The organism is Pseudomonas sp. LBUM1676, from assembly GCF_059695605.1.
Window position 1 is genome coordinate 6464639 of sequence record NZ_CP166777.1, and the last position, 25437, is coordinate 6490075.

Annotated in this window: 22 protein-coding genes and 1 riboswitch; of the genes, 12 read left to right on the forward strand and 10 right to left on the reverse strand. The window is 60.4% G+C overall.

From position 1 onward, the window contains the following. Nucleotides 1-23 precede the first annotated feature (23 nt). The 3 genes from ACA041_RS29900 to tkt all read right to left on the reverse strand — a co-directional run bounded on the left by ACA041_RS29900 (nt 24) and on the right by tkt (nt 4400). Nucleotides 24-1187 (reverse strand): phosphoglycerate kinase, encoded by a 1164-nt coding sequence (locus tag ACA041_RS29900; RefSeq protein WP_150633739.1) that lies wholly within the window; start codon nt 1185-1187, stop codon nt 24-26. A gap of 12 nt (nt 1188-1199) precedes the next feature. Continuing rightward, entirely contained in the window at nt 1200-2252 is a 1053-nt protein-coding gene (gene epd, locus ACA041_RS29905) for an erythrose-4-phosphate dehydrogenase (RefSeq protein ID WP_497439034.1), read from the reverse strand. A 150-nt stretch (nt 2253-2402) separates the two neighbouring features. Next, nucleotides 2403-4400, reverse strand: a complete 1998-nt coding sequence (tkt, locus tag ACA041_RS29910; protein ID WP_497439035.1) for a transketolase — start codon at nt 4398-4400, stop codon at nt 2403-2405. 273 nt (nt 4401-4673) lie between these two features. On the opposite strand from tkt, the gene ACA041_RS29915 reads away from it, so the two are divergent. The 4 genes from ACA041_RS29915 to ACA041_RS29930 all read left to right on the forward strand — a co-directional run bounded on the left by ACA041_RS29915 (nt 4674) and on the right by ACA041_RS29930 (nt 9320). Further along, complete coding sequence (locus ACA041_RS29915; protein ID WP_497439036.1) at nt 4674-5669, forward strand: ArsR/SmtB family transcription factor; 996 nt, start codon at nt 4674-4676, stop codon at nt 5667-5669. 18 nt (nt 5670-5687) lie between these two features. After that, nucleotides 5688-6878 carry a methionine adenosyltransferase gene (metK, locus tag ACA041_RS29920; protein ID WP_497439037.1) on the forward strand — a complete coding sequence of 397 codons (1191 nt, stop codon included), beginning with the start codon at nt 5688-5690 and terminating at the stop codon, nt 6876-6878. Between the two features lie 269 nt (nt 6879-7147). Further along, complete coding sequence (ligB, locus tag ACA041_RS29925) at nt 7148-8827, forward strand: NAD-dependent DNA ligase LigB (RefSeq protein WP_497439038.1); 1680 nt, start codon at nt 7148-7150, stop codon at nt 8825-8827. A 97-nt stretch (nt 8828-8924) separates the two neighbouring features. Beyond that, nucleotides 8925-9320: a DUF1090 domain-containing protein gene (locus ACA041_RS29930; protein ID WP_497439039.1), complete on the forward strand. Its 396-nt coding sequence runs from the start codon at nt 8925-8927 to the stop codon at nt 9318-9320. Nucleotides 9321-9391: 71 nt separating this feature from the next. Here the strand turns inward: ACA041_RS29930 and ACA041_RS29935 are convergent, their stop codons facing one another. Continuing rightward, nucleotides 9392-9841, reverse strand: coding sequence for a c-type cytochrome (locus tag ACA041_RS29935; protein WP_497439040.1), 450 nt, complete (start codon nt 9839-9841; stop codon nt 9392-9394). 127 nt (nt 9842-9968) lie between these two features. Between ACA041_RS29935 and mltA the strand changes: the two genes are divergently transcribed. Then, nucleotides 9969-11153 carry a murein transglycosylase A gene (gene mltA, locus ACA041_RS29940; protein ID WP_497439041.1) on the forward strand — a complete coding sequence of 395 codons (1185 nt, stop codon included), beginning with the start codon at nt 9969-9971 and terminating at the stop codon, nt 11151-11153. A 149-nt stretch (nt 11154-11302) separates the two neighbouring features. Here the strand turns inward: mltA and ACA041_RS29945 are convergent, their stop codons facing one another. Further along, nucleotides 11303-11686 (reverse strand): MAPEG family protein, encoded by a 384-nt coding sequence (locus ACA041_RS29945; RefSeq protein WP_497439042.1) that lies wholly within the window; start codon nt 11684-11686, stop codon nt 11303-11305. 41 nt (nt 11687-11727) lie between these two features. Then, nucleotides 11728-12561, reverse strand: a complete 834-nt coding sequence (locus ACA041_RS29950; RefSeq protein ID WP_497439043.1) for an EamA family transporter — start codon at nt 12559-12561, stop codon at nt 11728-11730. Between the two features lie 316 nt (nt 12562-12877). Between ACA041_RS29950 and ACA041_RS29955 the strand changes: the two genes are divergently transcribed. Continuing rightward, nucleotides 12878-14047 (forward strand): MFS transporter, encoded by a 1170-nt coding sequence (locus ACA041_RS29955; protein ID WP_497439044.1) that lies wholly within the window; start codon nt 12878-12880, stop codon nt 14045-14047. Nucleotides 14048-14243: 196 nt separating this feature from the next. Beyond that, a complete protein-coding gene (locus ACA041_RS29960; RefSeq protein ID WP_497439045.1) occupies nt 14244-15509 on the forward strand; it encodes a cation:proton antiporter in 1266 nt (421 codons plus the stop codon). Here the strand turns inward: ACA041_RS29960 and ACA041_RS29965 are convergent, their stop codons facing one another. Together ACA041_RS29965 and ACA041_RS29970 are read right to left on the reverse strand one after the other, a co-directional pair. Then, nucleotides 15510-16397 carry a formate/nitrite transporter family protein gene (locus ACA041_RS29965; RefSeq protein ID WP_497439046.1) on the reverse strand — a complete coding sequence of 296 codons (888 nt, stop codon included), beginning with the start codon at nt 16395-16397 and terminating at the stop codon, nt 15510-15512. A 205-nt stretch (nt 16398-16602) separates the two neighbouring features. Beyond that, on the reverse strand, nt 16603-17007 hold the full coding sequence (locus ACA041_RS29970; protein WP_497439047.1) for an acyl-CoA thioesterase: 405 nt from the start codon (nt 17005-17007) through the stop codon (nt 16603-16605). A 198-nt stretch (nt 17008-17205) separates the two neighbouring features. Next, nucleotides 17206-17304, forward strand: a riboswitch (S-adenosyl-L-homocysteine riboswitch). Between the two features lie 23 nt (nt 17305-17327). On the opposite strand from ACA041_RS29970, the gene ahcY reads away from it, so the two are divergent. From ahcY to rhlE2, 5 genes are all read left to right on the forward strand, one after another. Then, complete coding sequence (ahcY, locus tag ACA041_RS29975) at nt 17328-18737, forward strand: adenosylhomocysteinase (RefSeq protein ID WP_497439048.1); 1410 nt, start codon at nt 17328-17330, stop codon at nt 18735-18737. Between the two features lie 199 nt (nt 18738-18936). Continuing rightward, nucleotides 18937-19782: a methylenetetrahydrofolate reductase [NAD(P)H] gene (gene metF, locus ACA041_RS29980; RefSeq protein WP_497439049.1), complete on the forward strand. Its 846-nt coding sequence runs from the start codon at nt 18937-18939 to the stop codon at nt 19780-19782. A 77-nt stretch (nt 19783-19859) separates the two neighbouring features. Then, nucleotides 19860-20939, forward strand: a complete 1080-nt coding sequence (locus ACA041_RS29985) for a hypothetical protein (protein ID WP_497439050.1) — start codon at nt 19860-19862, stop codon at nt 20937-20939. 87 nt (nt 20940-21026) lie between these two features. After that, on the forward strand, nt 21027-21842 hold the full coding sequence (locus tag ACA041_RS29990) for a substrate-binding periplasmic protein (protein ID WP_497439051.1): 816 nt from the start codon (nt 21027-21029) through the stop codon (nt 21840-21842). A 222-nt stretch (nt 21843-22064) separates the two neighbouring features. Further along, nucleotides 22065-23942 (forward strand): RNA helicase RhlE2, encoded by a 1878-nt coding sequence (gene rhlE2, locus ACA041_RS29995; protein ID WP_497439052.1) that lies wholly within the window; start codon nt 22065-22067, stop codon nt 23940-23942. A 252-nt stretch (nt 23943-24194) separates the two neighbouring features. Here rhlE2 and ACA041_RS30000 read toward each other — a convergent pair whose 3' ends face one another. Beyond that, nucleotides 24195-24779, reverse strand: coding sequence for a YceI family protein (locus ACA041_RS30000; RefSeq protein WP_497439053.1), 585 nt, complete (start codon nt 24777-24779; stop codon nt 24195-24197). 32 nt (nt 24780-24811) lie between these two features. After that, nucleotides 24812-25363, reverse strand: a complete 552-nt coding sequence (locus ACA041_RS30005; RefSeq protein WP_497439054.1) for a cytochrome b — start codon at nt 25361-25363, stop codon at nt 24812-24814. Nucleotides 25364-25437 lie beyond the last annotated feature (74 nt).

The window sequence follows — 25437 nt, forward strand, 5'->3', positions numbered from 1 at the left end:
TTTGCCTGGTCAAATCAGTGACCTCAGGCCTTGGCCCGGCTTTCAAGGACTTCGACGGCTGGCAGTACCTTGCCTTCGACGAACTCGAGGAACGCGCCACCACCGGTAGAAATGTAGGAGATCTGATCGGCTACGCCATATTTATCGATGGCCGCCAGGGTGTCGCCGCCGCCAGCGATCGAGAATGCCGAGCTTTCGGCGATGGCCTGGGCCAGGACTTTAGTGCCGTTACCGAATTGGTCGAACTCAAACACGCCCACCGGGCCGTTCCACAGGATGGTTTTGGACGACTTCAGCAGCTCGGCGAAATTCGCCGCAGTCTGTGGGCCGATGTCCAGGATCATATCGTCTGCGGCTACGTCGGCAATCAGCTTGACGGTAGCGGTGGCGCTTTCGGCGAATTCCTTGGCGACCACAACGTCCACCGGCAGTGGCACGCTGACTTTAGCGGCGATTTCGCGAGCGGTGTCCAGCAGGTCCGGTTCGTACAGGGACTTGCCAACCGGATGACCGGCAGCCGCGAGGAAGGTGTTGGCAATGCCGCCGCCGACGATCAGTTGGTTGCAGATCTGGCTCAAGCTGTTGAGCACATCGAGTTTGGTCGACACCTTGGAGCCGGCAACGATGGCGGCCATTGGCTGAGCCGGGGCGCCAAGGGCTTTGCCCAATGCATCCAGTTCAGCAGCCAGCAACGGGCCAGCAGCGGCGACTTTGGCGAACTTGGCCACGCCGTGGGTCGAACCCTCGGCGCGGTGAGCGGTGCCGAAGGCGTCCATCACGAACACGTCGCACAGGGCGGCGTATTGCTGGGCCAGTTCGTCAGCGTTCTTTTTCTCGCCTTTGTTGAAGCGCACGTTTTCGAACAGCACGATGTCGCCCGCTTTCACGTCAACGCCGCCCAGGTAATCGGCGACCAGCGGCACTTCACGGCCCAGGGCCTTGCTCAGGTAGTCAGCGACAGGCTTGAGGCTGTTCTCGGCCGAGAACTCGCCTTCGGTCGGACGGCCAAGGTGCGAGCAGACCATCACGGCCGCGCCTTTTTCCAGGGCCAGCTTGATGGTCGGCAGCGAAGCCAGGATTCGCGCATCGCTGGTGACAACACCGTCCTTGACTGGGACGTTGAGGTCTTCGCGGATCAGTACGCGCTTACCTTGCAGATCGAGGTCGGTCATCTTCAACACGGTCATGGGTCGCATTTCCTACTGTTTTGGAGAGGCTGCTGTTTGCAGATAATGCTCTGCAACGTCCAGCATTCGGTTGGCAAAACCCCATTCGTTGTCGAACCAGGCCAGGATGTTCACCAGCCGCGGGCCGGAAACTCGGGTCTGACTGGCATCGACGATGGCCGAATGTGGGTCATGGTTGAAATCACAGCTTGCGTGGGGTAGCTCGGTGTAGGCCAGAAGGCCTTTGAGCGGGCCGCTGGTGGCGGCCTCGCGCAATATCCGGTTGACCTCGGTGGCGTCGGTGTCGCTCACGGTCTGCATCGTAATGTCGAGGCAAGACACGTTAACCGTCGGCACCCGCACGGCTTTGGCCTGAATTCTCCCGGCAAGTTCCGGTAACAGCCGTTCGATGCCACGTGCCAGACCAGTGGACACCGGAATCACCGACTGAAACGCCGAACGGGTGCGACGCAAGTCTTCGTGATGATAGGCGTCGATCACCGGCTGATCGTTCATCGCCGAGTGAATGGTGGTGATCGACACGTATTCCAGACCAATGGCCTGATCCAGCAGGCGCAACAGCGGCACGCCGCAGTTGGTGGTGCAGGACGCGTTGGACACCAGCAACTCATCACCGGTCAGGCAATCCTGGTTCACGCCGTAGACGATGGTGGCGTCGACATCCGATTCGCTGGCCATCGGCTGGGAAAACAGCACGCGCGGCGCGCCAGCATCGAGGAAACGCCGGCCGTCTTCACGGGTGTGATAAGCGCCGGAGCACTCCAGCACCAGATCGACGCCCAGGGACGCCCAATCGATGCCTTCGGGGGTGGCACTGCGCAGGACCTTCACGCAGTCGCCATTAATATGCAGACAATCGCCTTCGACCTTCACTTCGCCGGGAAAGCGCCCGTGAGTGGAGTCGAAGCGTGTCAGGTATTCGATGCTGGCCATGTCGGCCAGATCGTTGATCGCGACAATTTCAAACCCGGCCGCCGCGCCTCGTTCAAACAACGCACGCAAGACGCAACGACCAATCCGGCCGTAGCCGTTGAGTGCAACTTTGTAAGGACGCGGTTGAGGCATGGGGTTCTCGATTACCAGGGTGAAACCGTTACTGCAGCGTTGTCTGAGCCACCGGTTTCGCGAGCAGGCTCGCTCCCACAGGAGAACGCATTCCAATGTGGGAGCGAGCCTGCTCGCGAAGGCGGCAGTCCAGACGACGCAACGTCAGGATCAGTCTTCCAGCAGCTCTTCAGCCTGACCCAGGATGTTTTCCAGGGTGAAACCAAACTCTTCGAACAAGGCCGGCGCAGGCGCCGACTCGCCGTAGGTGGTCATGCCGATCACGCGGCCTTCCAGGCCCACGTATTTGTACCAGTAGTCGGCATGGGCGGCTTCGATGGCGATACGGGCGCTGACCTGCAACGGCAGAACCGCTTGCTTGTAGCCGGCGTCCTGGGCATCGAACACGCTGGTGCATGGCATAGACACCACACGCACCTTGCGACCTTGTTCGGTCAGCTTGTCGTAAGCCTGAACCGCCAGGCCGACTTCGGAACCGGTGGAGATCAGGATCAGCTCCGGCTCGCCAGCGCAATCCTTCAACACGTAACCGCCACGCGCGATCTCTTCGATCTGAATCGCATTGCGGGTCTGGTGCTGCAGGTTCTGCCGGGAGAAGATCAGTGCCGAAGGACCGTCGTTGCGCTCCAGGGCGAGCTTCCAGGCCACTGCCGACTCAACGGCATCGGCTGGACGCCAGGTGTCGAGGTTCGGCGTGCTGCGCAGGCTGGTCAATTGCTCGATCGGCTGGTGAGTCGGGCCGTCTTCGCCCAGGCCGATGGAGTCGTGGGTGTAGACGAACACCACGCGCTTCTTCATCAGCGAGGCCATGCGCACTGCGTTGCGCGCGTATTCCATGAACATCAGGAAGGTCGCGCCGTAAGGGACCAGGCCACCGTGCAGCGTCACGCCGTTCATGATCGCGCTCATGCCGAATTCACGAACGCCGTAGTACATGTAGTTGCCGCTGGCGTCTTCGGCCGTGACACCTTTGCAGCCCTTCCACAGGGTCAGGTTGGAACCGGCCAGGTCAGCCGAACCGCCCAGCAGTTCCGGCAACAGCGGGCCGTAGGCGTTCAGCGCGTTCTGGCTGGCTTTTCGGCTGGCAATGGTTTCGCCCTTGGCCGCCACTTCAGCAATGTAAGCCGAGGCTTTTTCGGAGAAGTCAGCCGGCAGTTCGCCGCTCAGGCGACGAATCAGCTCGTTGGCCAGTTCAGGGAAGGCTGCGGAGTAGGCCGCGAAACGCTGATCCCATTCGGCTTCGACAGCGCGACCGGCTTCCTTGGCGTCCCACTCGGCGTAGATGTCGGCCGGGACTTCGAAAGGACCGTGGTTCCATTTCAGCGCCGCGCGGGTCAGGGCGATTTCCGCGTCACCCAATGGCGCACCGTGGCAGTCTTCCTTGCCTTGCTTGTTCGGCGAACCGAAACCGATGGTGGTCTTGCAGCAGATCAGGGTCGGTTGCTCGCTTTTGCGCGCAGTCTCGATCGCGGTCTTGATTTCTTCCGGGTCGTGACCGTCGACGTTGCGGATCACTTGCCAGTTGTAGGCTTCGAAACGCTTCGGGGTGTCGTCGGTGAACCAGCCTTCGACTTCGCCGTCGATGGAGATGCCGTTGTCATCATAGAAGGCGATCAGCTTGCCCAGGCCCAGGGTACCGGCGAGGGAGCCGACTTCATGGGAAATGCCTTCCATCATGCAGCCATCACCGAGGAACACGTAGGTATGGTGGTCGACAACGTTGTGGCCGGGACGGTTGAATTGCGCCGCCAGGACCTTTTCCGCCAGGGCGAAACCCACGGCATTGGCCAGACCCTGACCCAGTGGACCGGTGGTGGTTTCAACGCCAGGGGTGTAGCCGAATTCCGGGTGGCCCGGGGTGCGGCTGTGCAGCTGGCGGAAGTTTTTCAGGTCTTCGATCGACAAGTCGTAGCCGGTCAGGTGCAGCAGCGAGTAGATCAACATCGAGCCATGACCGTTGGACAGCACGAAGCGGTCACGGTCGGCGAACGATGGATTGCTCGGGTTGTGCTTGAGGTAGTCACGCCAAAGTACTTCGGCGATATCCGCCATACCCATAGGGGCACCGGGATGGCCGCTGTTGGCTTTTTGCACGGCATCCATGCTGAGGGCACGAATGGCGTTGGCACGCTCACGACGGCTGGGCATCGCTGTTCTCCTGCGGATATTGAATCGAGAGTGAATAAAACGAATCGGAAAAAAGGCGAGCATTTTCCCTCACCCACCCGCCTCGGGGCAATCACAGATAGTCATCTGAGGAGGTTTTTCCAATCGATAACAGCGTATTCGACTGATGAAACCTTTCCGCTGTTCGTTTATTGACTGAACATGCCGCTGAGAAGTGCCATCTATCGAGCAATATCAAAACTTTTTGATATTGCCCTTGCGATGCTTTCGGAGCGTCACTAGACTGCTGGCCCTATGAATTTACGTGCGCGATCCATACGACATGACGATGGCGATGAGCTCTCGGCCCTGTGCAAGGCCGGTGGCGATCCCTTGCGCCTGAATGTATTGCGCGCGCTGGCCAACGACTCGTTTGGCGTGCTGGAACTGGCGCAGATCTTCGGTATCGGCCAGTCGGGCATGAGTCATCACCTCAAGGTATTGGCGCAAGCCAACCTGGTGGCGACCCGCCGTGAGGGCAATGCGATTTTCTACCGGCGCGCCCTGCCCCACACCGACCTGCCGGGCGGCAAGCTGCATGCAGCGCTGCTGGAAGAGGTGGATAACCTGGCCTTGCCTGCCGATGTGCAGTCGCGCATCGCCCAGGTCCACGGACAACGAGCCGCAGCCAGCCAGGACTTTTTCTCACGGGTAGCGGAGAAATTTCGCGCCCAGCAAGACTTGATCGCCGGCCTGCCGCAATACCGCGAAAGCGTAGTGGCATTGCTCGACAAGCTGAGTTTCAACCCAGGGGCCACGGCCATCGAAGTCGGGCCTGGCGACGGCGCCTTCCTGCCGGAGCTGGCTCGCCGCTTCACCCAGGTCACGGCGCTGGACAACAGCCCGGCCATGCTCGAACTGGCGCGCCAGGTCTGCGAGCGCGAATCCCTGCTTAACGTCAGCCTGCAACTGGCCGATGCGTTGAATGGGGTGAGCCTCAAGGCCGATTGCGTTGTACTGAACATGGTGCTGCACCATTTTGCCGCGCCGGCCGATGCGCTCAGGCACATGGCCGGCCTGCTGCAACCAGGCGGCAGCCTGTTAGTGACAGAGTTATGTAGCCACAACCAGAGTTGGGCCAGGGAGGCCTGCGGTGATCTATGGTTGGGGTTTGAACAGGACGATCTGGCCCGCTGGGCCACCGCCGCGGGACTCGCCCCCGGGGAAAGTCTCTATGTAGGCTTACGTAATGGTTTCCAGATTCAGGTCCGCCACTTTCAGCGACCGACTGGCGACACTCACCATCGGTAAATTCAGGAAAAAATCGAGATGAGCGAATACTCCCTCTTCACCTCCGAGTCCGTGTCTGAAGGGCATCCGGACAAAATCGCCGACCAGATTTCCGATGCAGTGCTGGACGCCATCATTGCTGAAGACAAGTTCGCCCGCGTAGCGTGCGAAACCCTGGTGAAAACCGGCGTTGCAATCATTGCCGGTGAAGTCACCACCTCGGCCTGGGTTGACCTGGAGCAGATCGTTCGTGACGTCATCACCGACATCGGCTACACCAGTTCCGACGTCGGTTTCGACGGCGCGACCTGCGGCGTGATGAACATCATCGGCAAGCAGTCTCCCGACATCAATCAGGGCGTCGACCGTGCCAAGCCTGAAGACCAGGGCGCCGGTGACCAGGGTCTGATGTTCGGTTACGCCAGTAACGAAACCGACGTGCTGATGCCAGCGCCGATCACCTTCTCTCACCAGTTGGTACAGCGCCAGGCCGACGCGCGTAAATCCGGCCTGCTGCCGTGGCTGCGTCCGGACGCCAAGTCCCAGGTCACCTGCCGTTACGAAAACGGCAAAGTCGTGGGCATCGACGCGGTCGTCCTGTCGACCCAGCACAACCCTGAAGTCTCGTACAAAGACCTGCGCGAAGGCGTGATGGAGCTGATCGTCAAGCACGTGTTGCCTGCCGAACTGCTGCACAAGGACACACAGTTCCACATCAACCCGACCGGTCAGTTCATCATCGGTGGTCCGGTAGGCGACTGCGGCCTGACCGGTCGCAAGATCATCGTCGACACCTACGGCGGCATGGCTCGCCACGGTGGCGGTGCGTTCTCCGGTAAAGACCCGTCGAAGGTTGACCGTTCGGCCGCCTACGCCGGTCGCTACGTGGCCAAGAACATCGTCGCTGCAGGCCTGGCCGAGCGCTGCGAGATTCAGGTTTCCTACGCCATCGGTGTGGCCCAGCCGACGTCGATCTCGTTGAACACCTTCGGCACCGGCAAGATCAGCGATGAGAAAATCATCAACCTGGTCCGCGAAGTGTTCGACCTGCGCCCCTACGCAATCACCACCATGCTCGACCTGCTGCACCCGATGTACCAGGAAACCGCGGCGTACGGCCACTTCGGTCGCACCCCGAAGACCAAGACCGTGGGTGACGATACCTTCACCACCTTCACCTGGGAAAAAACCGACCGCGTCGACGCCCTGCGTTCGGCTGCCGGTCTGTAAGACTTCCCTGGCTGTACAGAAAGCCCCGCCCGGTTCGCCTTGCGGGGCTTTTTATTGTTTTGCGCTTGAGACCGTGTCGCCGCTTTCGCCGGCAAGCCGGTCTCGCTCCCACAGGGGATTTGTGAACGACAAAGATCCATTGTGGGAGCGAGCCTGCTCGCGAAGAGGCCAGCCCGATAGCCACAGAAACACCAGGCAAAACACCCGCCCTGCTCGCCAGACAATACTGACTAACCTCTGAGCATCCCCAACGAGCAAGGACGCTCACGATGCTCTTCAACCTGCGCGCATTACCCGGTTTTGTTCTGAGCTTTTTCTGCCTGAGCACCCACGCCACCGAATGCCCCGACTGGACCCCCACTCGCGCCCAGACTGAAATCACCGCCCAGCAACAACAGATCGACCTCTGGGACGCCAGCTATCATCGCGACGGCCGCTCATTGGTCGCCGACGAACTCTACGACCAGGCCCGTGTGCGACTGAGCGAATGGCGGGCATGCTTCGCGGCAGGCCCCTCCCCCGAGCCATTGCGCACGGCAGGTGGCACCGTTGCTCACCCCATCGCCCACACCGGCCTGGGAAAACTGCATGACAGTCACGCCGTCGAAGCCTGGCTGAAGGGTCGAAGCGATGTCTGGATTCAGCCCAAGGTCGATGGTGTGGCGGTGACGCTGATCTATCGCAAAGGCCTGCTGGTTCAAGCGATCAGTCGCGGCGACGGGGTCAACGGCCAGGACTGGACCACCCCGGCGCGACAGATTGCCGGCATCCCCCAGCAACTGTCACAGCCGCTGGATCTGCTGGTGCAGGGCGAACTCTACTTGCGCGCGACCGACCATGTGCAAGCCCAGGCCGGCAGCCTTGGTGCCCGCGGCACCGTGGCCGGCTTGATGGCCCGCAAGGTCCTGAGTGCCGAGCACGCTGCAGGGGTGGGCTTTTTTGTCTGGGACTGGCCCCAAGGTCCCGCCAGTTTGCCTGCGCGCCTGACAGCACTGGATGAATTGGGGTTCTCGAGCACTGCGCCCTATAGCAAGCCGATCAAGGCGATCGCCGATGCTGAACGCTGGCGCGAGCACTGGTACCGCTCCCCCTTGCCTTTTGCCACCGATGGCGTCGTGCTGCGCCAGGAACAACGTCCCCCCGCCGAACGCTGGCAGGCCAAAGCGCCTTATTGGATCGTCGCCTGGAAATACCCTTTTGCCCAGGCGCTGGCCGAGGTGCGCAGGGTCAACTTCAAGATCGGGCGCACCGGGCGCATTACACCGGTGCTGGAACTGACGCCGCTCAGGCTTGATGACCGGCAGATCAAACGGGTCACGGTGAGCTCCTTGCAACGTTGGGAAGCGATGGACATCCGGCCCGGTGATCAGGTCTCCATCAGCCTGGCGGGCCTGACCATTCCCAGGCTCGACGGTGTCGTCCTGCGCAGCACCGAACGCACTGAATTGAACGTGCCGCTGGCAGCGGACTTTCATCCACTGAGTTGTTGGCAGCCGACACCAGGATGCGCAAGTCAGTTTCTCGCACGCCTGACCTGGCTCAGTGGCAGCCAGGGGCTGGCCTTGCCCCATGTTGGTTCGGGCACTTGGGAGAAACTTCTCGAAACAGGCCGCTTGAACGGGCTGCTGGATTGGTTGACCCTTGATGCTCAAGAGCTTGCTAACATGGATGGTTTCGGCGAGCGTAGCGGCGCACGTCTTTTCGACAGTTTCAGCATCGCACGCCAACGCCCATTCGCCCGCTGGCTGATCGCACTGGGGATGCCGCCGACCGGCGAGGCACGCCTCGGTGCTTCATGGCAGGAACTGGCGCAACGCGACACTGAACAATGGCAGGCCGAAGCCGGTATCGGCCCGGGACGCGCGGCGCAATTGAGCGCATTTTTCCGCGACCCGCAGGTCCTGGCCTTGAGCGAGACATTACGTGAGGCGGGAATTGACGGTTTCTAGCGGCCGTTGATGCCCGCCGACCTGGGAACCCAAGGGTGCCGGCGGGCTCAAACAACCCATCGCCGCATCGACCCGATTGCCTTCACATGGAGCTTTTATGAAATTTCTTTCACCCCTCGCCCTGTTGACCCTTTGCAGTGTGATGGCCGCTCCGCTGATGGCCGCCGAAGAAGCTCCGGGCCTGACCGGATGCGCCGCCAAGAAGCAGGGCATTATCAACCAGATCGAACTGGCCAAATCCCGTGGCAATGCCGATCAACAGGCTGGCCTGGAAACGGCCCTGAGCGAAGTCACCGCCAATTGCACCGACGCCTCCCTGAAGAAAGAGCGGGAAAACAAGGTACTCGACGCCAAGCACGAAGTGAGCAAGCGTCAGGCCGACCTTGACAAGGCCATGAAGAAAGGCGACGCCGAGAAGATCAACAAACGCAAAGACAAACTCGCCGAGTCCCGCAAGGAATTGCAGGAAGCGCTCGACGAACTGGATAAGTGACCCCTTGTAGGAGCTCAACCGCCCCCATGCCCCGCGTGGAAACGCTGGAACAGGTCATGAGCACCTTCAGATCAATGATCCCGAAACTCTTTATGGCACGCACTGCAGGCATCTTCGACTTTCTGCACGGCCGGCCCCAGGTTGCTGGCCTTGTAAGGCTGGACCTTGCTGGCGATCACCAGCTCACCGGTGGCGGCTTCAAGGCTGCGGGCCAATTCCTGGAAGCGTGCCTGCTGCTGCCAGACGTCATCCTTGGCGCTGGTGTGATCTTCTTCGCGTACCTGCGGAAAATGTTTCCACGGCTCATGGGACAACGTATCGAGTTTCACGGCACCGGCGGCGAATTTCCCGCCGTCGAACGGTATACGGCCACGCAACATGCCGCCAAGGTCTTCACTGGTCTTGAGCATTTGCTTGAAAATCGACTTGCGCTGGCCCAGCGGCGAGTTTGGGTCGACAGCGCCACACGCGGACAATGTCAGGCAGGCCAGCAATACAATGGAAAGTCTTTTAAAAGTCATGGTGGCTTCAGTCACTGGAAACGGCGGCCAGTATCCCCGTGTCCCAGGCAAACACCAATAGCCCTATTATCAATACGGGTTGTATGAGCGCATGGAGCACTCAGGCAACCGGCAAAGGAATTACTCCATGAACAGCCGTTACAAGGCATGGCGCCACAGCCTGGCCTGGACTCTTCCAATGGTGGCCGTGCTTGCGGGCTGCACCGGCGGCGAACCCGCCAAACCGAAAACCCACGCCCTGGCGACCTACTCCAGCGCCACATGGGAAGCGCTTCCCGTGGTGTCCGACATCGACCTGGTGGCCGGCTTCGGTTCGTGGCGCAGCGCGTGTACCCGACTCAAGGCCGACCCGGTCTGGGGTGCGACCTGCGCCGCTGCCGCCAATGTGCCGCAAACCGCCAACGAGATTCGCGGGTTTCTCAAGCAAAACCTCGATGTCTACGGCCTGCGCGCAGCCAATGACAACCCCAACGGCTTGATCACCGGCTACTACGAACCGGTCTATCCCGGCAGTCTGACCCAGACCGACGTGGCGAATATCCCGGTGTACGGCGTGCCCGAGGACATGATCATCGTCTCCCTCGACAGCATCTACCCCGAACTCAAGGGCAAACGCCTGCGGGGCCGGCTCGAAGGTCGCGTGCTCAAGCCTTACGACGATGCGTCAACGATCGAGACCAAAGGGGTCAAAGCACCGGTCGTAGCCTGGCTGACCGATCCGATGAACCTGCAATTCCTGCAAATCCAGGGTTCTGGACGCATTCAGCTCGACAGCGGCCGCCAGTTGCGCATTGCGTATGCCGACCAGAATGGCCATCCGTATCGGCCTATCGGTCGCTGGCTGGTGGAGCAAGGCGAGCTGAAGAAAGAAGAGGTCACCATGGGCGCCATCAGCGATTGGGCCAAGGCCAACCCGGCACGCATTCCCGAACTGCTCGGCAGCAACCCGAGCTACGTGTTCTTTACCCAGAACCCGGACAGCAACGAAGGGCCTCGTGGCTCGCTGAACGTACCGCTGACTGCGGGCTACAGCGCGGCAGTGGATCGCAAGGTGATTCCGCTGGGCAGTCTGTTGTGGCTATCGACGACCAAACCGGACGGTACGGCACTGGTTCGTCCGGTGGCGGCCCAGGACACCGGTGGCGCAATCGCCGGTGAAGTCCGGGCGGACCTGTTCTGGGGCACCGGTGAAGCAGCCGGGCAACTGGCCGGGGATATGAAACAGCAGGGGCAGATCTGGATGCTCTGGCCCAAAGGCGCGGCGTTGCCGCAGGTGCCGCAGGTTGCCGATGCGGCCAAAGCCAAGCCATGAGTTCTGCGGTGGTTGATAGATAGCTTTCGCCGGCAAGCCGGTCTCGCTCCCACATTTAATCTCAGTCGCATACAAACTTTGTATTCACTGAAGATCAACTGTGGGAGCGAGCCTGCTCGCGATGGGGCCGGCAAAATCACCCAACTATTTTAGACAGACACCACGAAGAAACTGACAATCAACCCCATCCCCACAAACCACACCAACGAACGCAGAATCGCCCAGTCCGCCAGGTAGCAAATGATGTACAGCAGACGGCTGGTGATGAACAACACCGCCAGCACATCGATCGTCACCAGTTCGGCATTGCCGGCCAGGAATGCCACGATCACCGCCGCGGCGAACGCCGGGGTGACTTCAAAACTGTTCAGTTGCGCCGCATACGCGCGCCTGCCCACCCCGTCCAGCGAATCGAGAAAATCCCGCGGATCATGGTTGTCTTTCAGACCGAACCCGCCACTGATCTTGGCCACGGCCGTGCACAGATAAGGCAGGAAGATCGCGATCAAAATGCACCATAGAGCAACCGTCATAAAGCAGTCCCTTCTTCAAGTTTCAACAATTGGAGCTCCAGTCAGAATTTCATCACCAGCATGCCAATCAACACCAGGCCACAGGCCAGTAGCCGTGGCCCACCAAACGGTTCTTTCAGGTAACGCATGCCGAACAGCACCACCAGAATCACACTGATCTCGCGCAACGCCGCGGCTTCGGCAATCGAGCCCAGCTGCATGGCCCACAGCACCAGAGCGTAGCTGAACAGTACGCAGAATCCGACCGCCAACCCCAGTCGCCATTGTTCCCGCCAGAACACCATGAATGCCGGTCGCTTGCGCACCATTGCCAGCAATGGAAAGGGCCATGCGCTGATTAACGTCACCCAGACCAGGTAGTCCAATGGATGGGACCAGCGCCGCAAAGCCTGGCCATCGATGAAGGTGTAGCAGCCGATGCACAGGCCGATCAATGCCACCACCGGCAGCATCGACCATGGCAGCCGTGCCCCGCCACCGCCCTGCCATAGCAGGCAGAGCATGCCGAGCGGGATCAGCAGGATGCCGAATATCTGCTGGTTGGTCAGCACCTCGCCGGCAAAGATCAGCGTCAGCGCCAGCACCACCAACGGCGACAGGCCACGCATCAATGGATAAACAAGCCCCAGGTCGCCCACCCGATAAGCCTGGATCAGCAAGTAGCGATAGAGCAGTTCGAACGCCGCCGACGCGAGGATCCACGGCCAGATGTCCAGGGGCGGCAACGCCACGAACGGCAGCATCAGCGCGACGAAGAGCATCGCCACACTGTCCATGCAGGCGACCACCAGCAGTCGTTCCGCACTGAATTTGATCAGGGTATTCCACGCCGCGTGCAACAGCGCCGCCACTAACACCAAAGCCGTCGCAAGCACGGCACACTCCTTTCGTTGCCCCCGCCGCGCCCCTGTAGGAGCGAGCTTGCTCGCGAAAAACGTCAGGGCAACGCGTTTAACCGGTAAACACGCGTTATCGTTGACGACCTTCGCTGGCAAGCCAGCTCCTACAGGTCCGGCAGAGAATTGATTCGCCATATGTCCGCAGCTGTTTATACTGCAAGCGACCACGCCGCACTCAGTTGCGCACAGACCAATTCCAATAATTCCGGCCACTGCCCGCTCTCATCGAGAACGGTCATCGGCATGCGTATGCCTGATCAAAGCGTCAAGACTACCGACAGAGACCTTGCGCATGCCACTCGCCTTGCTTGCCCTCGCTGTTGCCGCGTTCGGCATCGGCACCACTGAATTCGTCATCATGGGCTTATTGCCCGACGTCGCCCGGGACCTTGCCGTGAGCATTCCCGACGCCGGCCTGCTGATCACCGGCTATGCCCTGGGCGTAGTGTTCGGCGCACCGATCCTCGCGGTCGGCACCGCCAATATGCCACGCAAAGCCACGTTGCTGGGGATGACGCTGATGTTCATCCTCGGCAATATCCTCTGCGCCCTGGCTCCGAACTACGCGACGCTGATGGCCGCGCGCGTGATTACCGCGCTGTGCCATGGCGCCTTCTTCGGCATCGGCTCGGTCGTCGCCGCCGGCCTGGTGGCACCGAACAAACGCGCCCAGGCGATTGCCATGATGTTCACCGGCCTGACCCTGGCCAACGTGCTTGGCGTGCCCTTGGGTACCGCGCTCGGGCAATACGCCGGTTGGCGCTCGACCTTCTGGGCGGTGTCGGTGATCGGTGTGATTGCGGCTATCGCGCAGTGGGTCTGGCTGCCGAAAGACATCGCCATGGACAAGGCCAACCTGGCCAGTGAGTTCAAAGTGCTGGGCAAGGCCAATGTGTTGCTGGCGCTGGGCATGAGCGTACTGGCCTCGACCAGCCTGTTCAGCGTGTTTACCTACATCGCGCCTATTTTGCAGGACATCACCGGCGTCAGCCCCCACGGGGTGACGATCATGCTGCTGTTGTTCGGGGTCGGCCTGACCGCGGGCAGCATGCTCGGTGGGCGGCTGGCGGACAGTCGCCTGCTGCCGTCACTGGTGGGCATGGCGCTGGCGGTAGTCGTGGTCCTGGCGGCTTTCAGCCAGACCAGCCATTCGGTCATTCCGGCGGCGATCACGCTGGTGCTGTGGGGGATCTTCGCGTTTGCCCTGTGCCCGATCCTGCAACTGCTGATCATTGATCAGGCACATGAGGCGCCGAACCTGGGTTCGACCTTGAATCAGAGCGCATTCAATCTGGGCAATGCGGCTGGCGCATGGATTGGCGGGCTGGTGGTGGCCAGTGGCGCGGATCTGGCGGACTTGCCGTGGACCGGGGCGCTGGTCAGCGGGATGACGGTGCTGGTGGCGCTTTTCTTTATCTATCTGCAACGTCGTGGTGTCGCTGCGGTCAATGTGTCCGGCTGAATAATTGCATCGCGGCGGACACTGCTTTCGCCGGCAAGCCGGTCTCGCTCCCACAGTTGATCTTCAGCGAATACAAAATTTGTGAACGACCGAGATCATTTGTGGGAGCGAGCCGGCTCCGGGCGGCGTTCCGACGAAGAAGATGACGCGGTGCAACTGCAAAAAAACCAATCCACCTCCCATCCAAGGACCCCGGATGCTTGAACTTGTCGCTGCGTTTATCTGCCTGACTACACTGCTCACCTACGTGAATTTCCGCTTCATCGGCCTGCCCCCGACCATCGGTGTCATGGTCACTGCGCTGTTATTCTCCCTGTTGCTGCAAGGCCTGAGCCTGCTTGGCTATCCGGGTCTGGAAGAACGTGTCCAACAGTTGATCGGCCAGATCGACTTCGGCGACCTGCTGATGAACTGGATGCTGTCCTTCCTGCTGTTCGCCGGCGCCCTGCATGTCAACCTGAATGACCTGCGCAGCTACCGCTGGCCGATCGGCCTGCTGGCGACCTTCGGTGTGTTGATCGCCACCGTCGTGATCGGCAGCCTGGCTTACTACATCTTTGCCCTGTTCGGCTGGCAGGTGAGCTTCCTCTATTGCCTGTTGTTCGGTGCGCTGATCTCCCCCACCGACCCGATCGCGGTGCTGGGCGTGTTGCGCACCGCCAATGCGTCCAAGCCGTTGAAAACCACCATCGTCGGCGAGTCGCTGTTCAACGATGGCACGGCCGTGGTGGTGTTCACCGTGCTGCTGGGCATCGCGCAACTGGGCGAAACCCCGACCATCGGCGCCACGGCCATGCTGTTTGCCCACGAGGCGGTCGGCGGTGTGCTGTTTGGCGGGCTGATCGGTTATCTGGTGTACCTGATGATCAAGAGCATCGAACAGCACCAGATCGAAGTCATGCTGACCCTGGCGCTGGTGATCGGTGGCTCGGCAATGGCTTCGGAGTTGCACGTTTCGGCACCGATCGCGATGGTGGTCGCCGGCCTGATCATCGGTAACCTGGGCCGCAACCTGGCGATGAACGACATGACCCGAAGGTACCTGGACGGTTTCTGGGAACTGCTCGACGACATGCTCAACGCCTTGCTGTTCGCCCTGATCGGCATGGAGCTGTTGCTGCTGCCGTTCAACTGGCTGCACGTGTTGGCCGCAAGCTTGCTGGCAATGGCGATCCTGCTGTCGCGCCTGCTGACGGTGGCACCGGCCATCGTCTTGCTGCGACGCTGGCGCACAGTCCCGCGCGGGACGATCCGGATCCTGACCTGGGGTGGTTTGCGCGGCGGAGTCTCAGTGGCGCTGGCCCTGGCGTTGCCGCTGGGACCCGAGCGCGATTTGCTGCTGAGTATCACCTACATCGTGGTGCTGTCGTCGATCCTGCTGCAGGGCTTGAGCATCGGTAAACTGGTCAAGCACGTTACCCGCGATGAGCCTGCGCCAGTGGCACAGGCCGGGCATCGCTGATCATTTTCCGGTCTTGTGCGGATCAGGCTCATCGCCTTGATCCGCAGAGGCCTTCGGCGGGCCGCTTTCACTGCGAATCTGCGCGTGGCTGATCAGCGCGAAGATAAAGCTGCCGCCGATGATATTGCCCAACAGCGTCGGCCCGGCGAATATCAGCCAGAAGTCCTTCCACGGCAGCTCGCCGGCAAACACCAGATACGAGACTTCGGCCGAACCGACCACGATGTGGGTGAAATCCCCCAGCGCCATCAGGTAGGTGATGAGGATGATGATCCACATCTTGGCGCTCTCCATGGACGGGATCATCCAGACCATGGTCGCGATCATCCAGCCTGACACGATGCCCTTGGCGAACATCTGGCTGGCGTCGTTCTCCATGATCTTGCGGCCGATATCGAGAAAGGCCAGGTCGGTCTTGCTGTCGAAAATCGGCAGGTGCAGCATCACATATGCCACCAGTATCGTGCCGCAGAGGTTGCCCACCAGCACCACCGACCACAGACGCAGCAATCGCCCGAAATTGTTCAGTGAGGGCTTGGTCATGACCGGCAGCACGGCTGTCAGGGTGTTCTCGGTGAACAGTTGCTGACGGGCGAGAATCACTGCCAGGAAGCCCGCGCAGTAACCGAAACTGGCAATCACCTTGAAGCCTTCGCCGTCCGGCAGGCGGGAATTGAGCAACCCCATGGCCATCAGCGACAGCCCCATGGTCAGGCCGGCAGCGAGGGCCGACCACCACAAGGCGGCAACACTGCGCTCGAGCTCCATGTCACCCTGGGTACGGATGATTTCGTGCAGTACCGCAGCGCGCGGTGGCTGGCTCTTGTCGACGTCTTTCTTCTCTTGCGCCGAGAGGTTCGGGGTCTTGCCGTCTTTTTGCGTGTCCATATAGCTCCGGAACCGGTGGCGTGTCATGTATGTACGACATGCACAGTTCCGAGCTGTTCACTGCGCCGTTAAATCATCACTGGAGGTTAGACCGCCTTCGCGAGCAGGCTCGCTCCCACATTGGATCTTCAGCGAACGCAACTTGTGTAAAAGACTGAGATCCAGTGTGGGAGCGAGCCTGCTCGCGAAGGGCGCGCCGCCGATCTCAGTCGTCGATGCCATCACCCTTGAACTGGTCTTTGACGTACTTGATCTCGGTCTGGCCGTGGGCTGCGGGCAGGCCATCCTCACCCAGGTTGACGAAGACAATCTTGTCCACCGTCAGGATGCTCTTGCGGGTGATCTTGTTGCGCACTTCGCACTTGAGGGTGATCGAGGTGCGACCGAACTCGGTCGCCGTGATGCCCAGTTCGATGATATCGCCCTGGCGCGAGGCGCTGACGAAGTTGATTTCGGAAATGTACTTGGTGACCACGCGCTGATTGCCCAGTTGGACGATGGCATAAATCGCCGCTTCTTCGTCGAGCCAGCGCAGAAGGCTGCCGCCGAACAGCGTGCCGTTGGGGTTGAGGTCTTCGGGTTTTACCCATTTGCGGGTGTGGAAATTCATGCTCACTCCTGACCGTCTTGCCGATTGATGCCCACCATCATGGCAGAGCCCGGACCAGAGCTCTATTGAGCATCGACTATGGACTCGATTACCGTTCAGACACTGATCGACAGAAACGCTTTGGAAGTATCGCTCACACGGCTATAATCGCCACCGTTTCAAAACGGTCATCTCCAATTGCTACCGTTTTCCCGCCACCTGTCCGAGGGGCGCTGCAGCAGGTTCGACCTGTCAGGCTCGGATGGGGCGTTGCCTGGCCACGGCCAGACACTAAACGCACAACGGCGCCCATTCGCATACATTACGAATGGAGGCTCATCATGAGCGCTGTCATCACGCCTGCAGATTTTAACGATTACAAAGTCGCCGACATGTCCCTGGCTGCCTGGGGCCGCCGCGAAACCATCATCGCCGAATCCGAAATGCCAGCCCTGATGGGCCTGCGCCGCAAGTACTCCGCCGAGCAACCGCTCAAAGGCGCGAAGATCCTCGGCTGCATCCACATGACCATTCAGACTGCCGTGCTGATCGAAACCCTGGTTGCCCTGGGTGCCGAAGTGCGTTGGTCGTCCTGCAACATTTTCTCGACTCAGGACCAGGCCGCTGCCGCTATCGCCGCTGCCGGTATCCCGGTTTTCGCCTGGAAAGGCGAAACCGAGCAAGAGTACGAGTGGTGCCTGGAGCAAACCATCCTCAAGGATGGCGCGCCTTGGGATGCCAACATGATCCTCGACGACGGCGGCGACCTGACCGAGCTGCTGCACAAGAAATACCCGGCGATCCTGGACCGCGTCCACGGTGTCACCGAAGAAACCACCACTGGCGTTCACCGCCTGCTGGACATGCTGGCCAAGGGCGAGCTGAAAATCCCGGCCATCAACGTCAACGACTCGGTAACCAAGAGCAAGAACGACAACAAGTACGGCTGCCGTCACAGCCTGAACGATGCGATCAAGCGCGGCACCGACCACCTGCTGTCCGGCAAGCAAGCGCTGGTCATCGGTTACGGTGACGTGGGCAAGGGTTCGGCCCAGTCCCTGCGTCAGGAAGGCATGATCGTCAAAGTCTCCGAAGTCGACCCGATCTGCGCCATGCAAGCCTGCATGGACGGTTTCGAACTGGTTTCGCCGTTCATCGACGGTATCAATACCGGTACCGAAGAGAGCATCGACAAAGCGCTGCTGGGCAAGATCGACCTGATCGTAACCACCACCGGCAACGTCAATGTTTGCGACTCGAACATGCTCAAGGCCCTGAAAAAGCGCGCTGTCGTCTGCAACATCGGCCATTTCGACAACGAAATCGACACCGCTTTCATGCGCAAGAACTGGGCATGGGAAGAAGTGAAGCCACAGGTTCACAAGATCCACCGTACCGGCCCTGGCGCATTCGATGCCCAGAACGACGACTACCTGATCCTGTTGGCCGAAGGCCGTCTGGTTAACCTGGGTAACGCCACCGGTCACCCAAGCCGCATCATGGACGGTTCGTTCGCCAACCAGGTACTGGCGCAGATCTTCCTGTTCGGCCAGAAGTACGCCGACCTTTCGCCAGAGCAGAAAGCCGAGCGCCTGACCGTTGAAGTACTGCCGAAGAAACTCGACGAAGAAGTGGCCCTGGAAATGGTCCGCGGGTTCGGCGGCGTGGTCACTCAACTGACCAAGCAACAGGCTGACTACATCGGCGTGACCGTCGAAGGCCCGTTCAAGCCGCACGCTTACCGCTACTGATTCGCCGCAGGTTTGCTGGCGACCGCGGGGTGCCTTGCGCACCGCGTCGCCTGCTCCCTGTAGGAGCGAGCTTGCTCGCGATGGACGTTAACGATAACGCGTGCTGCCTGGATGAACGCGTTGCTCTCACGTTCTTCGCGAGCAAGCTCGCTCCTACAGCGGGCCAGCCTCCGCCATAAGTGTTTCCAAGGATATGACCATGTCCCAAGACCGTCGCTACAGTTTCGAGTTCTTCCCTACGAAGACCGATGCTGGGCATGAAAAGCTGCTCGCCACTGCTCGTCAGCTGGCCACGTACAACCCCGATTTCTTCTCCTGCACCTACGGCGCTGGCGGCTCGACCCGTGATCGAACCCTCAACACCGTGTTGCAGCTCGAAAGCGAAGTCAAAGTCCCTGCCGCACCGCATCTGTCCTGCGTGGGCGACAGCAAGGACGACCTGCGCGGCCTGCTGACGCAATACAAGGCTGCCGGTATCACGCGTATCGTTGCCCTGCGCGGCGACCTGCCTTCGGGCATGGGCATGGCCAGTGGCGAACTGCGCCACGCCAATGACCTGGTTGAATTCATCCGTGAAGAAACCGGCGATCATTTCCATATAGAAGTCGCCGCTTACCCGGAAATGCACCCGCAAGCGCGCAATTTCGAAGACGATCTGGCCAACTTCGTGCGCAAGGCCAACGCTGGCGCCAACAGTGCGATCACCCAGTACTTCTTCAACGCCGACAGCTACTTCTACTTTGTCGAACGTGTGCAGGCGCTGGGCGTGGACATTCCGATCGTGCCGGGCATCATGCCGATCACCAACTACAGCAAACTGGCGCGTTTCTCCGATGCCTGCGGTGCGGAAATCCCGCGCTGGATCCGCAAGCAGCTGGAAGCCTACGGTGACGACACCGCGAGCATTCAGCGTTTCGGCGAGCAGGTCATCACTGAAATGTGTGAACGTTTGTTGCAGGGCGGGGCACCGGGGCTGCATTTCTATACCCTTAACCAGGCCGAGGCGAGCCTGGCCGTGTGGAACAATCTGAAGCTACCGCGCTGATCGTGTCCACGTGTTACCCCAAGGCCCTCTTTTGAGGGTCTTTTACATTCAACAGCCCATGGAATGTTGTTTCCCCCATGACTGAGCCATCCCCATCACGCCCTCAACTGGTTTACCTGGCTTTCGGCGCCGAGACTTACCACCAGGAAGCCCTGTTCAGCATTGCCAGCGCCCTCGCCTGGTTGCGTGAGACGCCCCACGCAGAGCTCGACATCCAGGTATTCAGCGACGATCCCCAGCCCTACGCGCGACTGCCGGTACGCGTGCGCACCCTCGACGCAGCGACTCTTCAACGCTGGAACGAACCCCACGGTTACCACTTCCGAGCCAAGCATGTGGCATTGCGCAAGGTACTCGAAGAGTCACCCGTTGCCTTGCTGATCGACACCGATACGTTTTTTCATCGTTCACCGATCGAATTGTTCGATCGAGTGCAGCCCGGCACACTGCTATGCAACGACTGGTATACCCAATACGGCACCAATAAAGAGAATGCGCTCTACAGTGCGCTGTCGACCACGCTCAGGGACAAAGGGCTGGCTGACGATCAAATGACGCTGCTCAACTCCGGCGTGATCGGTTTGCATCGGCACGACGCGCAATTGCTCGATCACTCCATCAGCCTGATCGACGAATTGTTTCCCATGGCACAGGGGGCTTATACCCTCGAGGAGTTCTGCCTGTCGGTCGCCGCCTATCGCAGGATGAAGGTCAAAAAGTGTCCGGACCTGATTCATCACTACTGGAGCCGCAAGCAGCTGTTCAGGGCCAAGGTCAAGGCCTGGGTCGCCAAACACGCCGCGGATCCGACCGGTCAGGCAGCGCTCAATGACACTCGCCGTGTGACGATGCACCTGCCACGGCCGCCGCGGGCCCAGCGATTGCTCTATAAGCTCATCACCCTGGCATTGCCCGTGCACCTGCGTCAGTTTATCCGCGAGATCCTCTACGGCTGCTATGAGCACCCCAACGAGTTTGATTTGGCCTGCGGACCGGTGTGGTGGGACAAGGCGCTGCAGAACCAGGAAGAACGCCTCGGCAAGCCGGTCACCGAGCACTTGCTCGAACGCTGGTTCGACAGGCAATTGGTACGCCTGATTCTGGGCAGTCGATGCAATGCTATTCACGATCACCTGCTCAATTCGTCCAGCAAATAGAGGCCTTGCGCACAATTCTCTCCAGGACAGCGTTAAACATGCATGCCAGCGCTTCTCATTACGCCTTGAGAGTACTAACCTCAGGCCATGCCCGTGATCGCCCAGTTGCTGACAGTGATGCTTTTTACTTGCCTGAGCTTTACCGCTCGGGGCGAGAAACTGCGCATTGTCACTGAGCCCTGGGCGCCTTACGTGTATGAGGAAAACGGCAAAGCCCTGGGCCTGGACTACGAAACCACGGCGATTGTCTTCAAACGCCTGGGTATAGAAGTCGACTGGCAGTTTCTGCCGTGGAAACGCTGCCTGTCGATGCTCGAACAAGGGCAGGCAGACGGCGCACTGGACATCTTCCACAGCGATGAGCGCGACGCTACCCTCCTCTACCCCGGCGAACCACTCTCGGAAGTCGAGTTCGTGATGTTCTATGCCAACGAGCGGCCCCATCCGTTTAGTACGCTTGAAGAATTGCGCGGCCTGACCATCGGCACCTCGCCGGGCTACTTGTACAGCAAGGATTTTCGCGAATCGTCGCTATTCACCCGGGAACCGGCACCGAGCCATGAGGCAAACTTCGGCAAACTGGTGCGCGGGCGGATCGACCTGCTGATCACCGACCGCCGGGTCGGCCAGCATTTGCTCGATGAATTGAACATTCGCGACAAGATCACCGAAAACCCGGTCGTCATCAGCCAGCAAAGCCAGTTCCTGGCGGTGCGTCGCAACGCGGGCATGGACTTGCTGGTGCAACGCTTCGGCGCCGAACTCAAACGCTTCAAGCGCGAGCCCGCCTACGCTGAATTGAGCGCTCGTTATGGTGCCGACCCGGCGACCGGTGCGAACGCCACGAGGGCCGCGGTCGCCAGCAAAAAAACCGTTGAGCAGCAGGAAAGCGGCGCGCAGTGATTGCTCTGTTATACTCCGGCCTTCCCGCCAGGCTCACGCCCGGACGCTCGGACTCGTTCAAGGCATCTCGATCCCGCTACAGCGCAGCTTTCAGCCCGCGCGAGCGCTCCGGATGAGCCTTCGAGGCCCAGCAGGACCGGACGGGATTGCGTTCCTCATAAACGCCATTCGCGCCAGGCAAGACTCCCATTGGGCCAAGCCCTAACTAGAACAGGATTACTCATGTCCTTTGCTTCCCTCGGTCTCTCCGAGGCTTTAGTCCGCGCCATCGAGGCAGCGGGCTATACCGAGCCTACTCCGGTGCAACAGCGGGCCATTCCCGCCGTGTTGCAAGGTCGCGACCTGATGGTTGCGGCTCAGACAGGTACTGGTAAAACCGGCGGCTTCGCCCTTCCGATCCTGGAGCGGTTGTTCCCCAACGGTCACCCGGACAAATCCCAGCGTCACGGCCCGCGCCAACCGCGGGTGCTGGTCCTGACCCCTACTCGCGAACTCGCGGCTCAAGTCCATGAAAGCTTCAAGGTCTATGCCCGCGACCTGAAATTCGTCAGCGCCTGCATCTTCGGCGGCGTCGGCATGAACCCTCAGGTTCAAGCCATGTCCCGCGGTGTCGACGTGCTGGTGGCGTGCCCCGGCCGTCTGCTCGACCTCGCCGGCCAAGGCAGCGTCGACCTGTCCCACGTGGAAATCCTCGTGCTGGACGAAGCCGACCGCATGCTCGACATGGGCTTTGTCCATGACGTGAAAAAGGTCCTGGCCCGTCTGCCGAGCAAACGTCAGAACCTGCTGTTCTCGGCGACCTTCTCCAAAGACATCACCGACCTCGCCGGCAAGCTGCTGCATAACCCGGAACGCATCGAAGTCACGCCGCCGAACACCACGGTCGAGCGTATCGAACAGCGCGTGTTCCGTCTGCCGGCCAATCACAAGCGTTCATTGCTGGCGCACTTGATCACCGCAGGCGCCTGGGAACAGGTGCTGGTGTTCACCCGCACCAAGCACGGTGCCAACCGTCTGGCCGAGTACCTGGACAAACACGGTCTCACCGCCGTCGCGATCCACGGCAACAAGAGCCAGAACGCCCGCACCAAAGCCCTGGCCGACTTCAAGGCCGGTGAAGTGCGCATCCTGGTTGCCACTGACATCGCCGCTCGCGGCCTGGACATCGACCAGTTGCCACACGTGGTCAACTTCGAGCTGCCGAACGTCGACGAAGACTACGTGCACCGTATCGGCCGTACTGGCCGTGCCGGTCGTTCGGGCGAGGCGATCTCGCTGGTGGCGCCGGACGAAGAAAAACTGCTGAAAAGCATCGAGCGCATGACCCGGCAGAAAATCGCCGACGGCGACCTGATGGGCTTCGATATCAGCGCTGTGGAAGCCGAGAAACCTGAAGTGCGCGAGCGTCCGGATGTGCGTAACCCGCGCAACCCACGTGGCCCGCGCGGCGACGGTCCGAACGGCAGCGGCGGTGGTGGCGGTCGTAAAGACAAAGGCAAGGACAAGGGCAAGGAAAAACCTGCAGCCAGCGGTCGCAGCGAGCGCCCGACACGTGAGCAGAAGCCGCGTGAAGGCACCCCGGCCCGCGAACAGCAGCGTCCGGCCCCCCGCGCTGCCGCTGATCGTGCTCCGGACGAGTTCCTGGACGACGACGTCGATAACTTCGGTAACCGTGTCGACTACGTGCCCCAAGCCAAACCTGCCCAGGGCCGTGGCCGTCGTCCGGGTGCTCCGGCACAAGGCGCGGCAGCCGGCACTGGCACTGGCGCTCCCCGCGGTGGCAAGCCACAGGGTCGTCCGAGCGGTCCGCGCAGCAGCGACGGTGCCACCACTGGCACGCCGCCTGCCAAGCGCAGTGGCCCGCGCAACGGTGCCCCACGTGACGGCCAGGCCCGCCGCGAAGAGTCCCGCAACCGCCGCCCGGCTCGTAGCGACGACCAGCCGCGTTCGGAACCGGCCGTGCAAAACCCGCGCGGCCCGGCACCGAAGATCATTCACAAGGAGTCGAAAACTGATCGTTTCCCGACTCCTGAGCAGCTTGATCAACTGCCAGGCCGTCCGCGCGGTGAGAAACCAGCATTGCTGACCCGCAATCGCTGATTTATCGCTGCAATAAAAAATGCCCCTGATTTCACGATCAGGGGCATTTTTTCTTTCTGACGCAACCCCCCTGTGGGAGCGAGCCTGCTCGCGAAATCGGTGGGTCAGTCGAAATTAATGTTGGATGAACAACCGCATTCGCGAGCAGGCTCGCTCCCACAGGGGGTCTGTGATGTGGCTGAAGTTTATGTTCGGCAATAAAAAACGCCCCTGTTCGTGAGAACGGGGGCGTTTTTGTGTCAGGCGCGAAAATTATTTCGCTTTCACACCTTCAAACGAAACGTACAGCTCGACCGCATCGGACCCTGCGCCCAGGTCTTTCTGCTTGCCGAAATCGGAACGCTTGATGCTGGTGGTGCCTTCGAAGCCGGCACGGTAGCCGCCCCATGGATCCTTGCCTTCGCCCAGGAAAGTGGCCTTGACCACGATCGGCTTGGTCACGCCAAGGATGGTCAGGTCGCCGGTCACGTCGGCAGTGTCTTTGCCAGCGGCGTTTTTGCCGGTGGGTTTGACGCTGGTGGAGACGAACTTGGCTTTAGACCCGTTCAGGAAGTCTTTGCTGGCGATGTGCTTGTCGCGCTCGGCATGGTTGGTGAACACGCTGGCGGTATTCACGTTGAACTCGATCTTGCTGTCTTCCGGCTTGGCAGCGTCGAAGCTGAACTTGCCGTCGATATCCTTGAAGGTACCGGTGATGTAGCTGTAGCCCAAGTGGCTGATCTTGAAGTCGACGAAGGCGTGCTGGCCTTCCTTGTCGACGACATAGTCGGCAGCCATTACGTTTGCGGACAGCAGAGCAGAACCAATTGCCAGAGCGGCGAGCGTCTTTTTCAACATGCTTTCTATTCCTTTGGAGTCGAGGTTGAACTTCAAGCTTTGCGGCCCAGCATTCGTGTCAGGGTCGCATCACGATCGATAAAGTGGTGTTTCAATGCTGCCAACGCATGGAGGCCGGAAAAAATTACCAGCACCCACGCCAGATAGAAATGAATCAAACCGGCGGTGTCTGCCTGGTCCGGTAGTCCGGACACCAGCGCAGGAACTTCAAACAAACCAAACACCGGAATCCCGACACCGTCTGCGGTGGAAATCAGGTAACCGGCAATCATCACAGCAAACAGACTGAGGTAGAGAAACCCATGGCCGAAGCTGGCGCCGATGCGCGTCATCCGGCTGTAGCTTTGCAATGCCGGAGGCGGTGGGCTGATAAAACGCCACAGCACCCGTAGCAACATCACGGCCAACAGCACCAGGCCAATGCTCTTGTGCAGGTCCGGCGCGTCTTTGCGCCAGCTGCTGTAGTAGTCGAGACCGACCATCCACAAGCCCAGGGCGAACAGACCGAAGACTGCCAGCGCCACGCCCCAGTGCATGAAGATGCTGACCCAACCGTAGCGCGAAGAAGAATTACGTAGCTGCATTGCCCAAATCCTGTGAGAACTGCGAACAAGACTATCGAGTTATCTATCGATTTAAAGCGGAAAATTTCGCTTTG

What these genes read in the sequence shown, in the direction of transcription:
- ACA041_RS29900 (WP_150633739.1), bottom strand. Translation starts at nt 1,187, where the DNA reads ATGACCGTGTTGAAGATGACCGACCTCGATCTGCAAGGTAAGCGCGTA.
- epd (WP_497439034.1), bottom strand. Translation starts at nt 2,252, where the DNA reads ATGCCTCAACCGCGTCCTTACAAAGTTGCACTCAACGGCTACGGCCGG.
- tkt (WP_497439035.1), bottom strand. Translation starts at nt 4,400, where the DNA reads ATGCCCAGCCGTCGTGAGCGTGCCAACGCCATTCGTGCCCTCAGCATG.
- ACA041_RS29915 (WP_497439036.1), top strand. Translation starts at nt 4,674, where the DNA reads ATGAATTTACGTGCGCGATCCATACGACATGACGATGGCGATGAGCTC.
- metK (WP_497439037.1), top strand. Translation starts at nt 5,688, where the DNA reads ATGAGCGAATACTCCCTCTTCACCTCCGAGTCCGTGTCTGAAGGGCAT.
- ligB (WP_497439038.1), top strand. Translation starts at nt 7,148, where the DNA reads ATGCTCTTCAACCTGCGCGCATTACCCGGTTTTGTTCTGAGCTTTTTC.
- ACA041_RS29930 (WP_497439039.1), top strand. Translation starts at nt 8,925, where the DNA reads ATGAAATTTCTTTCACCCCTCGCCCTGTTGACCCTTTGCAGTGTGATG.
- ACA041_RS29935 (WP_497439040.1), bottom strand. Translation starts at nt 9,841, where the DNA reads ATGACTTTTAAAAGACTTTCCATTGTATTGCTGGCCTGCCTGACATTG.
- mltA (WP_497439041.1), top strand. Translation starts at nt 9,969, where the DNA reads ATGAACAGCCGTTACAAGGCATGGCGCCACAGCCTGGCCTGGACTCTT.
- ACA041_RS29945 (WP_497439042.1), bottom strand. Translation starts at nt 11,686, where the DNA reads ATGACGGTTGCTCTATGGTGCATTTTGATCGCGATCTTCCTGCCTTAT.
- ACA041_RS29955 (WP_497439044.1), top strand. Translation starts at nt 12,878, where the DNA reads ATGCCACTCGCCTTGCTTGCCCTCGCTGTTGCCGCGTTCGGCATCGGC.
- ACA041_RS29960 (WP_497439045.1), top strand. Translation starts at nt 14,244, where the DNA reads ATGCTTGAACTTGTCGCTGCGTTTATCTGCCTGACTACACTGCTCACC.
- ACA041_RS29965 (WP_497439046.1), bottom strand. Translation starts at nt 16,397, where the DNA reads ATGGACACGCAAAAAGACGGCAAGACCCCGAACCTCTCGGCGCAAGAG.
- ACA041_RS29970 (WP_497439047.1), bottom strand. Translation starts at nt 17,007, where the DNA reads ATGAATTTCCACACCCGCAAATGGGTAAAACCCGAAGACCTCAACCCC.
- ahcY (WP_497439048.1), top strand. Translation starts at nt 17,328, where the DNA reads ATGAGCGCTGTCATCACGCCTGCAGATTTTAACGATTACAAAGTCGCC.
- metF (WP_497439049.1), top strand. Translation starts at nt 18,937, where the DNA reads ATGTCCCAAGACCGTCGCTACAGTTTCGAGTTCTTCCCTACGAAGACC.
- ACA041_RS29985 (WP_497439050.1), top strand. Translation starts at nt 19,860, where the DNA reads ATGACTGAGCCATCCCCATCACGCCCTCAACTGGTTTACCTGGCTTTC.
- ACA041_RS29990 (WP_497439051.1), top strand. Translation starts at nt 21,027, where the DNA reads ATGCCCGTGATCGCCCAGTTGCTGACAGTGATGCTTTTTACTTGCCTG.
- rhlE2 (WP_497439052.1), top strand. Translation starts at nt 22,065, where the DNA reads ATGTCCTTTGCTTCCCTCGGTCTCTCCGAGGCTTTAGTCCGCGCCATC.
- ACA041_RS30000 (WP_497439053.1), bottom strand. Translation starts at nt 24,779, where the DNA reads ATGTTGAAAAAGACGCTCGCCGCTCTGGCAATTGGTTCTGCTCTGCTG.
- ACA041_RS30005 (WP_497439054.1), bottom strand. Translation starts at nt 25,363, where the DNA reads ATGCAGCTACGTAATTCTTCTTCGCGCTACGGTTGGGTCAGCATCTTC.